Below are 17,462 nucleotides of genomic sequence, written 5' to 3' on the forward strand. Positions count from 1 at the left end.
CATCGCAAATCTGTAGCTGCCAATAGCTGCGACATCCATTCAAACTCCAGAGATTTAAAAGCTATGTGCCAATTACTGGGAATGAACTGCAATGTTCCAACAGATATTTGCTTCTCTTTTGAGGGTTTTTCTGCAAGAGGTGGCAGAACAGACGTTCATCAAGACGGTTGGGGAATTGCTTTCTTTGAAGGTTTGGGATGCCGCCTTTTTATAGACTCTAAACCTGCGATTGCTTCTCCGGTTGCTGAAGTAGTGCGTCGCTATCCCATTCATTCAACTAACGTCATTGCTCACATCCGCAAAGCTACCCAAGGCGAAATTGCTCTGGAAAACTGCCACCCTTTTATTCGGGAACTTTGGGGGCGCTATTGGGTGTTCGCTCACAATGGAAATCTCGAAAATTTTAATCCAGAATGTGCCGGAGTTTACAAACCTGTTGGCAAAACTGACAGCGAAAAAGCTTTTTGTTTGATATTAGAAAAGCTGCGAAAAAGTTTCCCTCGAAACAAGCCTAGTGTGACGGATATTTACCCGGTACTGAACGAAATTACTACAACTTTGGCAGATAAAGGAATTTTTAACTATTTACTTTCTGATGGAGAACACTTGTTCGCACACTGTTCTACTAATCTGCATTATATTGTGCGACAAGCACCTTTTGCTAGCGCGCACTCGATCGACGAAGATGTGACAGTCGATTTCCGGGAACTGACAAAGGAGGACGATCGCGTGGCCGTTATTGCCACTTTTCCGCTGACTGATAACGAAGTTTGGACGCAAATTCACCCGGGAGAATTGCTGGTATTTCAGGATGGTTGCCCGGTCAATTTTTAACCGCTGGAGTTAAGTTAAATGACCGCTACGAAGCGGCGGCAAAATCTGTGTATTGCCGCATTCCCGGCTCGTGAAATGCTAACACAATATCTTCCTTGGGAACCCCTGCACGCACCAAATCCGTTGCAATCCCATCTTCTGTCCAGTCTTCCTCGATCCAAAATTTGCGATCGCGAATCCGAACGTAAACAGTGATACCGGTAATGCGATCGCCCTTTTGCCAGCCAAGATTCATCCAGATGTAATGACCCTTTTGTTCGTCGGTAATCAAGAATGTCTCGATGTCTTGTTGAGGATGGCGGCACAATTCTATATACTCGGTCAAAATACGTTTGATTAATTTGGGATACTCGATTAGTTTATCCATTGTACAATTTCCTCTACTTACGCAGCAAAACTATTAACAAGTCTAACTGTAGGTCTGTCGGCACTTGTGGGCGATCGCAAATAACTTCCAGGTAGCGTCGCAACTGCTACAGTGTTTCCCAACAGATCGAAGAACTCAACGCTATAACCTGTTTCTAGTCCTTCAACGTGATGCTGTTCTACAACCGTACCGATATCGCCGGCATAAAGTCCTTCTTCTGGAATGTTGCACAGTAAAATGACATCAGAATAAAGTTGATAGTTCATAATTCTTCTGATTCGGGAAATTGTTGCTCATATTGGGCTAGAATTTCTCGAACTGTTTCGGCCGCGATGTCTGATAGGTCTGATTTAGAATAGATAGTCACCAAAACGATCGAATCGCTAGTTTTGAGGTAATAAATAGCACGGTAGCCCGCGCTTTTGCCTTTTTGAATGTCGCTGTTCTTAATTCTAACTTTAAAAATTTCGTACTCCATTCCCGGAATGCGATCGCCCGGAAGTTCCCCCGCTTGAAGTTGTTCGATTACAGGCTGAATGTCGTTGCGAATGTTGCGATAGCGTTTGCCTAAAGTTCGCAAGTCTCGTTGAAATCGGGGGGTGAGTTCAATTTGGATCGGTTGTCGCTCAATTGTCATCGATGCCATCCCACAGTTGAGACAAGGGGAGAGTTTGTCCGGTAATTGCCTCATGGAAGCCTTGCTGAAGCCCTTCGAGGACAGTTTCAGTGGGGTCATCATCGGGATCGATATCAGTGTCTTGACGAATTTTTTGTTGCAGTTCTTTGAAGCGTCCTTTATAGATATCTTCCCATTTATCGGACTGCAAGAATTTGATGAAGGCTAAGACTTCTTGTTGCTGATCTAGTGATAAGACCTTCACATTTTCCAAAATGGCTTGTTCGACGGTCATAATTATCCCTTTTTTTTTGATTGCTATTCTACAATCTAGTAACAACATTATATCAAACGGGTGGCTCAACAGCAATTCAAAGTTTCATAAACTGCTAGGAAACTACTGCAAAATCTGTGTATTGCCGCATTCCCGGCTCGTGAAATGCCAAGACAATATCTTCCTTGGGAACTCCTGCGCGCACCAAATCCGTTGCAATTCCATCTTCTGTCCAGTCTTCCTCGATCCAGAATTTGCGATCCCGAATCCGAACATAGACAGTCATACCGGTCATGCGTTCTCCCTTTTGCCAGCCAAGATTCATCCACCACATATAATGACCGTTTTGTTCATCGGTAATTAAGACTGTTTCGATGTCTGGTTGAGGATGGCGGCACAATTCTATATACTCGGTTAAAATCCGCTTGATTAGTTTGGGATACTCAGTTAGTTTATCCATTGCACAATTGCCTCTACTTACGCAGCAAAACTATTAACCAGTCTAACGGTAGGTCTATCTGCACTTGTGGGCGATCGCAAATAACTTCCAGGTAGCGTGGCAACTGCTACAGTGTTTCCCAACAGATCGAAGAACTCAACGCTATAACCTGTTTCTAGTCCCTCAACGTCATGTTGTTCTACCACTGTACCGATATCACCGGCATAGAGTCCTTCGTCAGGGCGATCGTCTAGTAAGATAACATCTGAATAAAGTTCGTACTTCATAGCGTTCTCTGCTAATTTTTCCATAAATGTGGTAGGAAGCAACTGCGAAATCTGTGTATTGCCGCACTTCCGGCTCGTGAAATGCCAACACGATATCTTCCTTGGGAACCCCTGCTTTTATTAAATCCGTTGGGCAATCCTACTTAAGATATTAATCGATCGCCCGTTTGTTACAATCTAAGTAATTCCTCTCCTCATATTACCGAAGAATGCAAATTATCCTAGAAGTCCCCGATCACCTCGGCGAAAAACTACAACAATTGGGCGATCGTCTCCCGGAAGCACTCGATCGCGCACTTGGTGAACTCACCGCCACAGAAACCATCCCCTACCAAAATGAACTCCTGCCATAAATATGGTATGATCGAGCGATCGGAAAAAGTCGAACTCGATCGATACTTGCTCCTAGAACATTGGGTGCGTTTAGCCAAAGCTCATGCTTATACACACTTACAGACAGCAGCATGAGTTCCGAAATGGCACTACCCGTCTTTCTAAAAGCTGTTTTCTTGCTTTTTCAGTAAGCCCTAATTATAATCAAAGTGTCAATGTCGATTGTAAAGAGTAGATTCAACCATTTTATAGGAAATTTTTCAGCGCGTAGATAAAGGATTTGAGGGATTTATTGGGGAGATATCAACGGGAATATATCGGGGAGGCCCTAATTTGAAACTGTTGTTAATTTCGGAACAATGATATTGCATACTGCAACAAATAAAAGTATGAAAGCCTTTATAAGTCATAGCAGTGTAGATAAACCATTTGTCGAGCGTCTGGCAACAGATTTACGCACGCGCGAAGGAATTGATGCTTGGTTAGACAAATGGGAAATTCGCCCTGGTGACAGAATACCTGAGAAACTTGAAGAAGGTCTTTCTAGTTCAGGCATTCTTATCCTGGTACTGTCACCGGAAAGCGTCAACTCTCAGTGGGTTAGCTACGAGAAGGACGCATGGTTGACTGCACAAGTAAACGAGGAAGTAGCCGCTAAAAAAGAGTCGCGTACCCCCAACCGCCGCTTGATACCTGTCCTTTATAAAGCCTGTGAAAAGCCATTTTTTCTCCAATCTTTTTTACACGTAAGCATAAATGACCAAAACTATGAGGATGGTTTTCAACAACTTGTCAGAGGTATTCGGGGTGAGTCTGGCAAGCCACCTCTCAAGGGTGAGACTACGGCTACACCTGTTTCTCCATTACCTGAAGGACAATTTGACTCCGGTGTTGCGCCGAGAATACTAGCTTTTAATCTGCTCAAAAGCCTCTTAACATCGCAGTTTGACGAAGTTATTTTCCGCTATCATATAGACGAATCTCAACTACCAACGAATGTGGCACAAGTGCAAAAGGCTAAAGATGTTATTAAATTTGCCAGTCAAAAAGAAGGAGGGTCTCTTTCAGGATTGCTAGATGCTATTTATCAAGTTGCTCCACATTTAAAGGGATAATGTGAATGGCTAATCGAAAAAAGATAGAGCTACTGGAGCGTCTCAAGGGTCTTAGTCCCGCTCAATTTGAGGAAGTGCTGTTTCATCTAGATATCGATCCTTCGATTATTCCCAGCCCTTGTGCAGAGCAAAGCCGTAGAGCTATCGCGGTCATCAAAAGGATCGAGCAAGAGCATGATGGACTCGTTCGCCTAGAAGAAATACTTGCTGAACCCGCAATCTCAATCGTTGGCGAGCAATATATCGGATATGAGATTGAAGCTCAAGTAAGGCAAATTGTCAGCGATTACACCCAGCAGCCATTTGAGGGACGCGAAGAAGAAAAGCATAAACTCGATGAATTTTTGACAAACAATTCTAGTGGCGTGTTGTTGGTAACGGCTGCTGCTGGCTTTGGGAAATCAGCTCTATTATCTCACTGGCAAAAGACGCGACAGGATGATTTTTTTATTGCCTATCACTGTTTTAGCTACCGTTACGAGAAGACGCGATCGGTTTCTGAAGCCTATCGCCATTTGCTGAAGCAACTTTATTATTATTACAAAATCAGGAACGGGCAGTACCCGAATGATGAGTATAGGATGCGGGATATTCTTGTGGGGATGCTGCGCGAACCTGTTTCGGAAGATGGCAAACGCCTAGTGATAGTTTTAGACGGGTTAGATGAAGCAGACAAAACTTTTGAGCCGTTTTTTACCTGTCTATCTGCTGGTGTATTTGTCATTGCTTCAGCACGAGCCGAGAAAGGGGAGAAGCCCGAATACCTGCGTAATTGGACAGATAATGCCCAGCAGAGATTGCCCCTTAAACGGCTACCTTGTGAGGCAATTGCTAAGTGGCTAGAGCAAATCAGCGAGTTAGCTACTTATTCGCAAGATGAGGATTTTGTCACCAGACTGCGTAAGACAACGGATGGATTGCCGCTCTACCTACGTTATCTCCTTGATGATTTGAGACAGGCGGCAATAAAACGTCAGGATGTGCAAGCGGTACTTAAAGATAGTCCAGGAGGCTTCAAAGATTATGTGAAAGAACAGTTTCGGCAACTGGCAAAAATAAAGGAGATAAAGCGGCAACCGGAAGTGCAGGAATTGTTCGCCTTACTGTCAGTAGCACTGGGAGCGCTATCAGAGCATGATATTCAGCATTTAACCAGTCTGACTGTATGGGATTTGGCAGATTTACCCTGGCAGGCAACACGGTGGTTCAGTATTCAAGCACGTATCTACAGCTTTGCTCACCCATTACTAGCCCAAGAGTTTTGCGGTGTGCTAGGGCATCAGGCTTCCTCGGCTGAAGGCAAGTTAATCGAATACTGTGCTAAATGGCAGGAAAACCATAGTGATTATGTGTTGCGGCATTATGCTGAACACCTGAGAAAAGCGAAGCGCTGGGAAGAGTTGTATAAACTCGCACGGGATGAAGAGTTTGCATCTGCCCAATTGCAACAATTACTTGATGAACCCGATCTATCTTTGAAAACTGTGCAAACTGCTTTGCTGGGTGCTGCTGAGGAAGACAAGGCAGAGATAATAGCCGAGTTTTTGCTATTACACGCACGGCTTGTAGATTCGCCAGAATCACCACTAGAGGGGCTACGATCTCGTAGGTTAGAAAGAGCATGGAGACTAGCGGATGGATGGGAAATTGAACGCTGCATCCTGTGGTATCTGCTGCTGACGTGGGAGTTGAATGATGAGGGCAAATTAGAGCAAGCACGGGAGACTTTGGATAGATTGCAGCAGCAGAATTTGCCACGTTTTCAAATAGGGACCGCCACCCATTGGCAAGGTGATTATGCTGCTTATCTTCTAGCCCATATTTTTGAAGTAAATGAGGAAGCCTGTATTGCTTTGCAGCAGAGGCTTTTTCAATATATGACTCGCTACCGACTTTGCCAAATTCTCATCTATCGCGAAAGATTTCAAACGGCGCTGAAAATTGCGGAAGGAATTCTTTTAGAACTTAAGCAGTGGTATCCCTTGCAAAATATATTAAAAGCGCAAATAGAAAAAGGAAATAGTCAAGAAACCAAAGTTATCTTGGCAAAATCTCTTGAGATTACCAGGAAAATCCTTCCAAGTTGGATTTGGTTACGGGGGATAGGTGATATAGCTAAAGCGCAAATGGAATCGGGACAGAGGGAGGAGGCAAGAGCCACCTTTGCCGAAGCTATTGAAACTGCTAAAAATTTAAAGGCAAAAACTCGAAGGAGGATCTTGATTGCGATAGCAAATTTACAGGCAGATGTAGGATTATTTTTGGATGTCCGCGAAACGCTGCAACGTATTGATATGCAAGGTGCATCCGCAGCTTCCTGGATATCTCTTGCCGAGGTACAAGCAAATATTGGGGATAAAGAACAGGCAATAACTTCACTGAGTCAAGCGAAACAATTAGCCAGAAATAATGAGGACAAAAACTCCTTTGATCGTATTCTTAATACCATAGCCAGCAAGCAGCGACAAATGGGTCGATTGGCAGAGGCGAATGAGACTATTAAAGAACTTGCAAGTCTTCAACCTTTTAATCAACCGCAAGATCCGGCTGAAATATTTGAAAAAATTCAAGAAGATCGAGACTCAGCACTGTTGAAAACCGTGCAAGAACAGTTTGCAGCAGGACAATTGGAGGAAGCACTTAAAACTAGCAGTGACCTTCAAGAACAAAGTACACAAGAGGATGCTGCGGTAGGAATAGCCGAAGCATACGCTCATGCTAAAAACTTTAGTAAAGCGATCGAGATTGCTAATCAACTATTCGATCAAGTCAAAAAGGTTGAACTTCTACAGTCGATCGCTACAGTACAGCTACAAGCTGGCCTAGTCCAAGAAGCTCGATCTACATTGGCAATGGGAATCAAAATTTCCTTTGGTTCTGAGCTTTCATATCAACAAGCTTTGGCTTTAATAAATTTGGCAGATTTGCTTATAGAAAATCATCACAACGAGCAAGGTATAGATTATGCTAATGATGTCTATAAAATTTCCAGTCAAATTCATAATTTGAAAGACAGATTAAATATTCTAGCATTCTTAGGACAAGTATACACTAAAGCAGGTCAAAGAAATAATGCACAAGATATCTTCACTGAGGCGATTGAGATTATACAAACGGTTGAAAAGCAAAATTCTCCCAATTCTGTTAAGGTGTCTGTTGTTAAACTGTTTGCAACAATAGGTAGAGCACAGGCAAGAGCAAGAGAGTTTAATGGTGCTTTAGAGACAGTACAAAAAATTAAAATTATTGGTTTTAAAGCCCAGGTACTTAAAACACTAGCACAGGTACACCCAGATGCAAAACAACAGGAAATATTAAAGACAGCCCTCGCGACTATTTATGAAGATGCTTTCAGTTCTTTTAGTCGGGGGTTTGACCATTTAGCGACAACTCTAAGTTCCATAGCAGTGGCTCAAATGGCACTTGGAGATAGAGAAGTAGCATTAGCTATTTTTTCTGAAGCCCTTGAGATAGTCGAAGAGCAGACAACCCAAGCAATCAGGACAAATCCAGACTCACTTCTATCAAGAATAGCAGCAGACCAAGCAGAGGCAGGAGAGATTACTCTTGCCCTGGAAAATGTTAACAAAATTGAGGATACATTGGAACAAGTAAGAACACTCTATGATATTGCTGAATTGCAATGGAATAAAGGAGACCAAGAAGAGATATTGAATACACTTAATGCTGCTATTAAAGCCCAAGAAAAAATTACAGATGAATACAAGCAACTTCAAGCAATTGAGCTGATTGCTTACATACAGGCAATGGCAGGACAAGTGGAACAGGCATTTCGTACAGCAGAGAAAAATTTAACTAACCGTCATCAACTATTGTGTAACATTGCTACTATCCTTGACCAAATTCAAGACAAAGATAACTTCAAAAAGCTGTTAATTCCCTGTGCTTACTCCTCCGATACTGCCTATAAAATGTGTACTCTTCTAGCGAGGCTGTATCCTAAAAAAGCAGAATGGGTCGCTGAGAAAGTAAAAAAAATTATCTTGAATTAAATCGATAAAATAGTAAATATATAAAAGGAATAAACCAATGCCAAAACAAGACCCAGCCAAATTAAAAAAAGTATCTGTCAACCTTCCTTTCGGCATTGGTGGTGCAGAATGGGAAGCCGATGTAACGGAACGAAAAGCAGCATGGGCGCTTTATGTGGAACTGGTAACTCGCATTACTGTAGAATCGCTTCAATCCGACCAAGGACTGTTGCGGGAAGCTCTAAATTCGCTCTACAAAATGTTTGAGATTACACGTCAAATCCTCAGAGAAGCCGGCCCTGATGTAGGCATATCCTATAACTCTGTTGGCGGAATTGCTATTGCTGTACTCAATCAAGGTTTGCGTCCATTTCTATCTAAGTGGCATCCTTTACTACAGGCATGGGAGGCACAGTGTCCTCCCACTACTAGCCCTAAAGAACATGAAAAAAACTGGTCACAGGAACCTCAGTTGCGTCAAGAATTGCGATTACTTAGTGAAGAATTAGATGAATATGTTAAAGCCTTGGCCCAAATTGTAGGAGTAAAAAAATAATTTTTTCTATTTCTTGAAATTTATCATCTGTGTTGTAAATCCTTCTTTCGTACAGACTCACACTGCACATATTTTTAAAAAAGAATGTTTTTGAGCTTAAAATATCCGATCTGGCAAGCTGAATAATCGCATTTACTCAAATAGTCAAAAGGATGCCATTCATTTTTACTGATGGCTTCAAAGTAAGAACCATCTTGCTGTGCATTATGGGGTTGTATATCGCTGACATCAGCATAGTACATATAGCAAATTTCGTTCGTTTGAGTGCCAACAATATATTTACCTAACGGCACAACCTGAACTGAAAACCCAGATTCTTCATCTACCTCTCTGATTGCTGCTTTCTCTGGTGACTCGCCCGTCTCTATCCCCCCAGTAATGGGGCAAGGATAGAGCTGAAGTTCTTCATTTATATCGGAGCTATCTATACACAGAGGCTGCTGTCTAATCAGGACTTCATATTCTATTTCTCTTCTAGCAACATTGCTTTTTCTCACTAAGAATATAGCCACTGAGTCTTTTCCTTTTCTTTCCAAGTAATGAAATCCCCTGGCAGTTTCCTTGACAGTAATCCAGTTGGTCGTAAAAATATTTTTTTCATAGCTCATTTTACTGATTCCAAACTTAGCTAAAATAGTTGATAATCGATAAATAACGAGGAATAGGTAATTGGCCGTTGGTAACAGCAATTACCCATTCCTCATCCTCAACCCTAGCTGCCGCCAATCCGAGCGACATCGCGAACGTTTTCTTCAAACGCAGCCGTCAGCGCATCATCACCGCTTAAACCCGATGCGATCGCCCTTTCAATAGCCTGCAACACCCGCTTGTAATCCCTCGGCATCACCTTCACAAACACCGGCACCATCTCATCCCACGCAGCCAGAACCTTCGATGCCTTCGCACTTCCAGTCAAATCAACGTGAGTTTGAAGCATCTGCCGCAAATCGCTAATTTCCTCAACATCCTCCAATTTTTCCAAATCCACCATCGACATATTGCAGCGAGTAGCAAAATCCCCCGCTTCATCCAAAATGTAAGCAACACCGCCACTCATACCCGCTGCAAAATTGCGCCCGGTTTCGCCCAAAACTACAACTTTGCCGCCAGTCATGTACTCGCAACCGTGATCGCCCACACCTTCAACTACTGCATTCACGCCGGAGTTACGCACCCCAAAACGTTCGCCCGCCATCCCTCGGATGAAAACCTCACCAGCAGTCGCGCCGTAAAGCACTACGTTACCGACAATCACGTTTTCCTCTGCGACGAAGGTAGAATCTGGCGACGGATACAGGATGATTTTGCCGCCGCTGAGGCCCTTGCCGAGATAGTCGTTGGCTTCGCCTTCGAGCTCTAGGGTGACTCCCTTGGGAACAAATGCGCCAAAGCTTTGCCCAGCGCTACCTTGGAAGTGCAGGTGCACGGTATCGTCGGGCAAACCTTCCCAGTGGCGTTTGGTGATTTCGTTGCCGAGAATTGTGCCGACAACGCGGTTGACATTGGTAATCGGTAGTTTTGCGTGCACTTTTTCGCCGTTTTCGATCGCACCTTTGCACAAATCCAACAACACAGTCATGTCCAGGGATTTTTCCAACCCGTGATCCTGCGCCATCTGACAGTAGCGCCCGACATCCGCCCCAACTTCCGGCTGATAAAGGATTTTCGAGAAATCCAAACCCTTAGCCTTCCAGTGTTCCACAGCTTGCTGAGGTTCCAAAACATCAGTCCGGCCAACCATTTCATTCAGCGTGCGGAAGCCCAACTGCGCCATAATTTCCCGGACTTCCTGCGCGATGAAAGTCATAAAGTTTACCGTATGATCCGGGTCGCCGGTAAAGTTTTTCCGCAGCAGCGGGTCTTGGGTTGCAACACCCACCGGGCAAGTGTTCAAGTGGCAAACGCGCATCATAATGCAGCCCAATGTCACCAGCGGCGCGGTCGCAAAACCGAATTCCTCAGCGCCAAGCAGTGCAGCAATTACTACATCGCGACCAGTTTTCATTTGACCGTCAGTTTCCACCACAATCCGGCTGCGGAGATTGTTGAGAACCAAAGTTTGGTGAGTTTCCGCCAGTCCCAATTCCCAAGGTAATCCCGCGTGTTTGATCGAAGTCTGCGGCGAAGCGCCGGTACCGCCGTCGTAGCCGGAAATCAACACGACATCGGCGTGGGCTTTTGCAACCCCGGCCGCGATCGTCCCGACTCCAACTTCCGACACGAGTTTCACGCTAATCCGCGCTTCCCGGTTGGAATTTTTCAAGTCGTGAATCAATTCGGCCAAATCTTCGATCGAATAAATGTCGTGGTGAGGAGGAGGCGAAATCAATCCCACACCCGGAGTCGAGTTTCGCACCTTCGCAATCCACGGGTATACTTTTTTACCGGGCAACTGTCCGCCTTCACCTGGTTTCGCGCCTTGCGCCATCTTGATTTGCAGTTCCCGCGCTTGGGAAAGGTACAAGCTGGTAACGCCGAAACGCCCGGAAGCAACTTGTTTGATCGCGCTGTTTTTCGAGTCGCCGCGATCGTTCGTCCAAGTGTAGCGTTCCGAGTCTTCCCCGCCTTCACCGGTGTTCGATTTGCCACCAATGCGGTTCATCGCGATCGCCAGAGATTCGTGGGCTTCTTGGGAAATCGAACCGTAACTCATCGCCCCAGTTTTAAAGCGTTTGAGAATAGATTCGATCGGCTCAACTTCCTCAATGGGGATCGATTCCCGCTGCTTGAATTGCAACAAACCGCGCAAGGTAAAATGCTGTTGGTTTTGTTCGTTTACCAGCCCAGAATACTGTTTGAAAAGCGTGTAACTGCCCTCGCGCACCGACTGTTGCAGCGCGTGAATTGTCTGCGGGCTAAACAAATGCGCCTCGCCTTCTTTCCGCCACTGATATTCGCCGCCGACATCGAGAGTATGTCCGCTGGATGGGCGATCGGGGAAGGCGTGATTGTGGCGTAAAATTGCTTCTTGGGCGATGACTTCGAGGTCTACACCTTCAATCCGCGAGGCTGTCCAAGCAAAGTATTTATCGACTACGGATTTGTTTAAGCCGATCGCCTCAAAAATCTGCGCGCCGCGATAACTTTGAATTGTCGAAATCCCAATTTTCGAGGCAACTTTCGTCACGCCTTTAGTGGCGGCTTTGATGTAGTTTTTGCAAGCAGTTTTGTACTCGACATTTAGCAGCAATCCTTCGCGGATCGAATCGGCGATCGTCTCGAAGGCCAAATACGGATTGATCGCGCCGCAGCCGTAGCCGATTAAAGTCGCAAAGTGGTGCACTTCGCGCGGTTCGCCGGATTCGAGAACGAGTCCCGCCCGCGTGCGCGTACCTTTGCGGATCAAGTGGTGGTGCAGGCCCGCAACTGCCAGCAGCGCCGGAATTGGGGCTTTGTCTGGACTGATACCCCGATCGCTCAAAATGATGATATTCACCCCAGAGGCGATCGCGCTGTCTGCTGCTGCAAAAACCTCTTCTAAGGCTTGTTCTAGACCTTTCACGCCGCTTTTGGGGTCGAACAAAATCGGCACGGTGACGGACTTGAAATTGCCCTCTTTTACGTGTTGGAGCTTAGCTAATTCTTCATTGCTGAGAATTGGCGTTTTCAGTTCAATCAAATGACAGCTTTCCGGTTCTGGTTTGAGCAAATTGCGTTCAGCGCCGATCGTAGTTTCGGCAGAAGTTACAATTTCTTCGCGGATAGAATCGATCGGCGGATTGGTAACTTGAGCAAACAACTGCTGGAAGTATTCGTAAAGCAGTTTTGGCCGATTGGAAAGCACCGCCAGCGGCGTATCCGCACCCATCGCGCCGACAGCTTCCACGCCATCTTTCGCCATCGGCGCTAACAGCAACCGCAGTTCTTCAAAGGTGTAGCCGAAAGCCATTTGCCGCTGCAATAATGTTTCGGGGTCGGATTCTACCAATACCTCCGCATCTGGCAGTTTGGCAATCTCGACCATGTGCTTGTCAATCCACTCGCGGTATGGATGTTCGGAGGCGATTTGATGTTTGATTTCTTCGTCAGAAACGATGCGGCCTTCTGCTGTATTTACCAGGAACATCCGCCCCGGTTGCAAGCGACCTTTTGATACAATTCGTTCTGGGGCGATCGGCAAAACTCCGGCTTCCGATGCCATAATTACCAAGTCATCTTTGGTGACGCAGTAGCGGGAAGGACGCAAACCGTTGCGATCGAGCACGGCCCCGATCGATGTACCGTCGGTAAATGCGATCGAAGCCGGCCCGTCCCAAGGTTCCATCAAGCAAGAATGGTATTCGTAGAAAGCCTTTTTCTCGTCACTCATGGACTCGTGGGCTGTCCAAGGTTCGGGAATCATCATCATCATGGCGTGCGGCAAAGAACGCCCGGCCAAATTCAGCAATTCCAAAGCATTGTCAAAAATCGTCGAGTCGCTACCTTCTATGTTGATTAAATTCGGGATTTTCTTCAAATCGTCTCCGAATAACTCCGACTCGAACAGGGATTGCCGCGCGTGCATCCAGTTAATGTTGCCGCGCATCGTGTTAATTTCGCCGTTGTGGGCGATGTAGCGGTAAGGGTGCGATCGTTCCCAGCTCGGAAAAGTATTGGTGCTGAAGCGCGAGTGAACCAGGGCTAAAGCGCTTTCCATGTCGGGGTCGTGCAGGTCCCGATAGTAATCGCCGACTTGCACCGGCATTAACATACCCTTGTAGACGATCGTCCGGCACGAGAGAGTGGAATTGTACCAGTAGGGATCTACTTCCGTCCTGCGGATGGCATTGTGAGCGCGCTTGCGGATGACGTACAGTTTCCGCTCGAAGGCGGCCTCGTCGAGACCGGCGGCGCGCCGGAGGAACACTTGCTGCATGAAGGGTTCGCTAGATTTGGCGGTGTCGCCGAGGGACGAGTTGTCCGTGGGAACATCGCGCCAGCCGAGCACTTCCTGGCCTTCTTCTGCCGCGATTTCCTCAAAAATGCGTTGACCGTTTTCCCGTTCAGTTCGATTTGGCGACGAGTAAATCGCGCCAACGCCGTACTCGCCGGCTTCGGGAAGTTCGATGTTTAGGCCCGCCGTTACTTTCTTGAGAAACTTGTGGGGCACTTGCATCAAAATCCCCGCCCCGTCTCCGGTGTTGGGTTCGCAGCCGCACGCGCCCCGGTGGTCGAGGTTCAGCAGGATTGTCAGTGCCTGCTCGACAATTTCGTGGGATTTGTTACCTTTCATGTGTACGATGAATCCGACTCCGCAAGCGTCGTGCTCGAACTGCGGATCGTACAGGCCTTGCTTTTGTGGCAGTCCGTTGCTGTTCATTTTGATTTCTCTCTCAAAGTGGTGAAAAGATTTTGATCTAGAGTAGAAGGCGGGAAGCCGATCGCTCTAGTATCATGTATTATATATAGATTTACTGCATTGGGTAGATGCGCGAAAAAATCAAAGCTGGTGCGATCGATCGTGAAAAAATAGTTATAACCGATAAGTTAACTATGAAATCCGAAGGTCTAAATATTTATGCTGAAAAAATATCTAATTATTAGCGTATCTCCTGAAATTATGGGTGGCACTCCAGTCTTTGCTTGTACTAGAGTTCCGATCCAAACACTTATGGACTATCTGAAAGCAGGAGAATCAATTGATGATTTTTTAGATGGATTTCCTAGTGTAACTAAAGAGCAAGTTATCGCGTTGCTGGAACAAGTAGAAAAACAGCTTGTTGGCCACTAGAGGAGAAGTTATATCTTTTGAATTATTCAACCGCAGAGGCCGCAGAGAGCGCAGAGGAAGAGAAGAGAGATGAGTAATTCCGATACCAACTCACATCTTGCACCATTGTTAATAAGCCTTTCAAAGGCGGGCAAGATGCCCACCCCACAAGAAAATTTACTCTTCGCTTCACAGGCATCTTGCCTGTTATTGAGAAATGAGTTTATCGCACTGTTAGTCCGACTGTATCCTCAGCGTCTGGGTGACATCCTCCATCAACATTTTGCCTTCTCAACAGCGATGAATTTTTCAGAAAAATTGCAAAAAGTCGATCGACTCAAAGCCTGGTTAGATAGCTTTCGGCCGCTTTCTCCCACCCTGGTTGCAGAATTGAAAAAACTCTACGACGTTCGGTTCACCTATCATTCTAATGCGCTGGAGGGAAACACCTTAACGCAGCGCGAAACCGAATTAGTCCTAGAAACCGGCATCACTGTCGGTGGCAAAACTTTGCGCGAACACCTAGAAGTCATCGGACATCGAGATGCGATCGACTACATTGAAACGCTAACGCGATCGGACGCCGAGATCGGTGAATGGGAAATTAAACAAATTCACAACTTAATTATCAGGGCGATCGCCCCGGAGGAAACTGGACGCTATCGGCAGTTAGATGTCAAAGCCGCCGGTACCGAATACCTCTATCCGCCTCATTATTTGCTTTCGGGTTTGATGCCGGAATTTATCCAATGGCTAAACAGCGATCGAATCAAATCGTTACATCCGCTAGAGTTTGCAGCCGAAGCACATCTTCGCTTTGTTTTGATTCATCCGTTTCGCGATGGTAACGGACGCACCGGGCGGTTATTGATGAATCTCCTGCTGTTGCGGGCTGGATATCCCATTGTCATTATCTCTAACCAGGTGCGTGCTGCCTGCATCGATGCGATCGCAGAAGCACAGCAGCATGGTTCTGGGATTCATCCACTCCTCGATATTATTGTAGATGCGGCCCGATACTCGCTGATCGAAACCTTGCAAATCCTAGCAACCGCCAGCGATAGCCTGGGTCAAGGCCTGCCTTTCTATCAAGAGATGCTAGCAGTTTTGCAGCAGCAGTCTCAAGAGCTGGATTAAAATTCACCTTTAATCAATATTTAAAGAACCAGCGACCGTAGATGAAGATTTGATGTAGATTTGGGCGATCGCGAATACCGGTTGACAACGGCTGTGATGATTTTGCTATGGTGGTCAAGATGGGTCGATCGGGCAAAGCAGACAAAAGTGCAAAAATCTACAGTCCGCTAAACGGTTCGCGCGATCGGACTTCGGTTTTAAGGATAAATTAGCTAATACCCAAACCCAACGTCGTTTTCCAAAGGCTTCAACAAGCAATCCTCAAGGAGTTAAAATCATGGTTCAGATTCAAGAAATTTCTCAAGTATCTACTCTGCTCGCATCTGCTGCACTCAACGGAATAGCCGCTACAGAATTGCGCCCGTGGGGTTCTTTTACAACTCTTGAAGAAGGGCCGGGATATAAAATTAAGCGGATAGAAGTTAAGCCAGGACACCGCCTCAGCCTGCAAATGCACCACCACCGCAGCGAACACTGGATCGTAGTTTGCGGTACAGCTAAAGTTACTTGCGGTGAAACTGAACAAGTTTTATTTACCAATCAGTCTACCTACGTTCCTCAGTGCACTTCTCACCGCCTGGAAAATCCGGGAGTTATCCCCCTGATTTTAATTGAAGTGCAGAATGGCGAATATCTCGGAGAAGATGATATTATCCGCTTTCAAGACGATTATGCTCGTAATGAAAAGGCTAAGTAACTCAAGTTGCTAAAGATATAGCGGTAAGGTGCACGGCTGCACCCTACATTCTCCGGGTAAGGTGCGCATTGCGCACCCTACATTCCAATTACAAATTACAAATTACAAATAATGATTCATCTGAGCAAAACAGCAGCAACAGAAGTAACGCGCCTCAAGTCGAAGCATCCGAACCCCAATGCTTTATTTCGTCTGGGCGTGGAATCGAGCGGCTGCTCGGGTTTGTCTTATACAATGGCATTTGACGATGCGCCTGCCCCAGAAGACGCTGTATGCGAGTCCGAGGGAATTGAAGTTGCGATCGACCCCCAGCACTTAAAATATCTCAATGAGCTCACCTTGGATTATTCAGAAGACTTGATGGGCGGAGGTTTCCGATTTCACAATCCCAATGCCGCTCAAAGCTGTAGCTGCGGCAACTCCTTTTGGGCCAAGGAATAATCAATATGATGACACTCAAAGACTTAGAAAAAGTCCAAAAAACCTTCAAAGAAGCCGGTCAAGACTATCAAGTTGAACTAGAAAGCGGGAAGATTATCATTGTGGGGCCGTCAGATATTGTATCTAGCGAAATAGGCATTCGCTTGAGTGCCTTTCTCTTCGTTTGGGTGAATCCCCGTCGCTTGGGAAGAATTTTTGACTCCGCAGGTGGCTTTATTTTACCTGATGCTAACCTCACAGCACCTGATGTTTCTTTTGTGCGGGCCGCACGTCTCAGGCAAAGTCCGCGTTATTTCGGAGAATTAGTCCCAGACTTGGTAGTAGAAATTAAATCACAGAGCGATCGCATTAAACCGCTAGAAAAAAAGATTCAGAATTTTATAGAACTCGGAGCACAAGTAGGAATTTTGATTGACCCGGATGAAGAAACTGTTACAGTTTATCGTCCCGAAGGTGAACCGATTGTGTTGGGGAATGAAGATATTTTGACAGTACCCGAACTTTTCCCTGGTTGGGAATTGCCAATTTCCGAACTGTGGCCGCCAATTTTTACAGAAGCAGAAACTCAAACTCAAGCATAATAAAGTTTAGGCAGGTTTCACATTGCCAGAAAGGCGAAAAGCATCTCTTCTCTTCCTCTGTGTTCTCTGCGTTCTCTGCGGTTCCTTAAAAAAACCTCATTGAC

At 45.8% G+C, this 17,462-nt stretch carries 20 protein-coding genes; 11 read left to right on the forward strand and 9 right to left on the reverse strand.

What is annotated here, in order from left to right; all coding sequences use genetic code 11:
• The first annotated feature begins 63 nt into the window (after positions 1–63).
• Positions 64–834 (forward strand): class II glutamine amidotransferase, encoded by a 771-nt coding sequence (locus QUA02_RS07205; protein ID WP_333026338.1) that lies wholly within the window; start codon positions 64–66, stop codon positions 832–834.
• A gap of 25 nt (positions 835–859) precedes the next feature.
• Here the strand turns inward: QUA02_RS07205 and QUA02_RS07210 are convergent, their stop codons facing one another.
• The 7 genes from QUA02_RS07210 to QUA02_RS33585 form a co-directional block, all read right to left on the reverse strand.
• The gene (locus QUA02_RS07210) at positions 860–1,201 is read right to left on the reverse strand and encodes a XisI protein (RefSeq protein ID WP_333026339.1); all 342 of its coding nucleotides are present in this window, start codon (positions 1,199–1,201) and stop codon (positions 860–862) included.
• Positions 1,202–1,218: 17 nt separating this feature from the next.
• Positions 1,219–1,467, reverse strand: coding sequence for a DUF4926 domain-containing protein (locus tag QUA02_RS07215; protein ID WP_333026341.1), 249 nt, complete (start codon positions 1,465–1,467; stop codon positions 1,219–1,221).
• Positions 1,464–1,838, reverse strand: a complete 375-nt coding sequence (locus QUA02_RS07220) for a type II toxin-antitoxin system RelE family toxin (RefSeq protein WP_333026343.1) — start codon at positions 1,836–1,838, stop codon at positions 1,464–1,466. Before QUA02_RS07220 ends, QUA02_RS07215 begins: the two co-directional genes overlap by 4 nt.
• The gene (locus QUA02_RS07225) at positions 1,828–2,112 is read right to left on the reverse strand and encodes a hypothetical protein (RefSeq protein ID WP_333026344.1); all 285 of its coding nucleotides are present in this window, start codon (positions 2,110–2,112) and stop codon (positions 1,828–1,830) included. Before QUA02_RS07225 ends, QUA02_RS07220 begins: the two co-directional genes overlap by 11 nt.
• A gap of 94 nt (positions 2,113–2,206) precedes the next feature.
• On the reverse strand, positions 2,207–2,551 hold the full coding sequence (locus tag QUA02_RS07230; RefSeq protein WP_333026345.1) for a XisI protein: 345 nt from the start codon (positions 2,549–2,551) through the stop codon (positions 2,207–2,209).
• A 17-nt stretch (positions 2,552–2,568) separates the two neighbouring features.
• Positions 2,569–2,817, reverse strand: a complete 249-nt coding sequence (locus QUA02_RS07235; protein ID WP_333026347.1) for a DUF4926 domain-containing protein — start codon at positions 2,815–2,817, stop codon at positions 2,569–2,571.
• Positions 2,768–2,938 (reverse strand): element excision factor XisI family protein, encoded by a 171-nt coding sequence (locus tag QUA02_RS33585; RefSeq protein ID WP_445305151.1) that lies wholly within the window; start codon positions 2,936–2,938, stop codon positions 2,768–2,770. The genes QUA02_RS07235 and QUA02_RS33585 overlap by 50 nt, the downstream gene beginning before the upstream one ends.
• 88 nt (positions 2,939–3,026) lie before the next feature.
• Between QUA02_RS33585 and QUA02_RS07245 the strand changes: the two genes are divergently transcribed.
• From QUA02_RS07245 to QUA02_RS07265, 5 genes are all read left to right on the forward strand, one after another.
• Positions 3,027–3,170 carry a hypothetical protein gene (locus QUA02_RS07245; RefSeq protein WP_333026349.1) on the forward strand — a complete coding sequence of 48 codons (144 nt, stop codon included), beginning with the start codon at positions 3,027–3,029 and terminating at the stop codon, positions 3,168–3,170.
• The gene (locus QUA02_RS07250; protein ID WP_333026350.1) at positions 3,154–3,285 is read left to right on the forward strand and encodes a hypothetical protein; all 132 of its coding nucleotides are present in this window, start codon (positions 3,154–3,156) and stop codon (positions 3,283–3,285) included. The genes QUA02_RS07245 and QUA02_RS07250 overlap by 17 nt, the downstream gene beginning before the upstream one ends.
• Positions 3,286–3,539: 254 nt before the next feature.
• Positions 3,540–4,265, forward strand: coding sequence for a toll/interleukin-1 receptor domain-containing protein (locus QUA02_RS07255; protein ID WP_333026352.1), 726 nt, complete (start codon positions 3,540–3,542; stop codon positions 4,263–4,265).
• Between the two features lie 5 nt (positions 4,266–4,270).
• On the forward strand, positions 4,271–8,278 hold the full coding sequence (locus tag QUA02_RS07260; RefSeq protein WP_333026354.1) for a P-loop domain-containing protein: 4,008 nt from the start codon (positions 4,271–4,273) through the stop codon (positions 8,276–8,278).
• A gap of 37 nt (positions 8,279–8,315) precedes the next feature.
• A complete protein-coding gene (locus QUA02_RS07265) occupies positions 8,316–8,813 on the forward strand; it encodes a hypothetical protein (RefSeq protein WP_333026355.1) in 498 nt (165 codons plus the stop codon).
• 74 nt (positions 8,814–8,887) lie between these two features.
• Here QUA02_RS07265 and QUA02_RS07270 read toward each other — a convergent pair whose 3' ends face one another.
• Together QUA02_RS07270 and gltB are read right to left on the reverse strand one after the other, a co-directional pair.
• On the reverse strand, positions 8,888–9,421 hold the full coding sequence (locus QUA02_RS07270; protein ID WP_333026356.1) for an NUDIX hydrolase: 534 nt from the start codon (positions 9,419–9,421) through the stop codon (positions 8,888–8,890).
• Positions 9,422–9,525: 104 nt separating this feature from the next.
• Positions 9,526–14,112 carry a glutamate synthase large subunit gene (gltB, locus tag QUA02_RS07275; protein WP_333026357.1) on the reverse strand — a complete coding sequence of 1,529 codons (4,587 nt, stop codon included), beginning with the start codon at positions 14,110–14,112 and terminating at the stop codon, positions 9,526–9,528.
• Positions 14,113–14,310: 198 nt separating this feature from the next.
• Here gltB and QUA02_RS07280 point away from each other — a divergent pair, with 198 nt between their 5' ends.
• The 5 genes from QUA02_RS07280 to QUA02_RS07300 all read left to right on the forward strand — a co-directional run bounded on the left by QUA02_RS07280 (position 14,311) and on the right by QUA02_RS07300 (position 17,358).
• A complete protein-coding gene (locus QUA02_RS07280; RefSeq protein ID WP_333026359.1) occupies positions 14,311–14,523 on the forward strand; it encodes a DUF433 domain-containing protein in 213 nt (70 codons plus the stop codon).
• Between the two features lie 135 nt (positions 14,524–14,658).
• A complete protein-coding gene (locus tag QUA02_RS07285; protein WP_333026360.1) occupies positions 14,659–15,639 on the forward strand; it encodes a Fic family protein in 981 nt (326 codons plus the stop codon).
• A gap of 277 nt (positions 15,640–15,916) precedes the next feature.
• Entirely contained in the window at positions 15,917–16,336 is a 420-nt protein-coding gene (locus tag QUA02_RS07290) for a phosphomannose isomerase type II C-terminal cupin domain (protein WP_333026362.1), read from the forward strand.
• 111 nt (positions 16,337–16,447) lie between these two features.
• On the forward strand, positions 16,448–16,777 hold the full coding sequence (locus QUA02_RS07295) for a HesB/IscA family protein (protein WP_333026363.1): 330 nt from the start codon (positions 16,448–16,450) through the stop codon (positions 16,775–16,777).
• An 8-nt stretch (positions 16,778–16,785) separates the two neighbouring features.
• Positions 16,786–17,358 (forward strand): Uma2 family endonuclease, encoded by a 573-nt coding sequence (locus tag QUA02_RS07300; RefSeq protein ID WP_333026393.1) that lies wholly within the window; start codon positions 16,786–16,788, stop codon positions 17,356–17,358.
• Positions 17,359–17,462: the final 104 nt, after the last annotated feature.

This window comes from Microcoleus pseudofavosus SVA1_A4 (assembly GCF_036700565.1).
Classification (GTDB): domain Bacteria; phylum Cyanobacteriota; class Cyanobacteriia; order Cyanobacteriales; family Microcoleaceae; genus Microcoleus.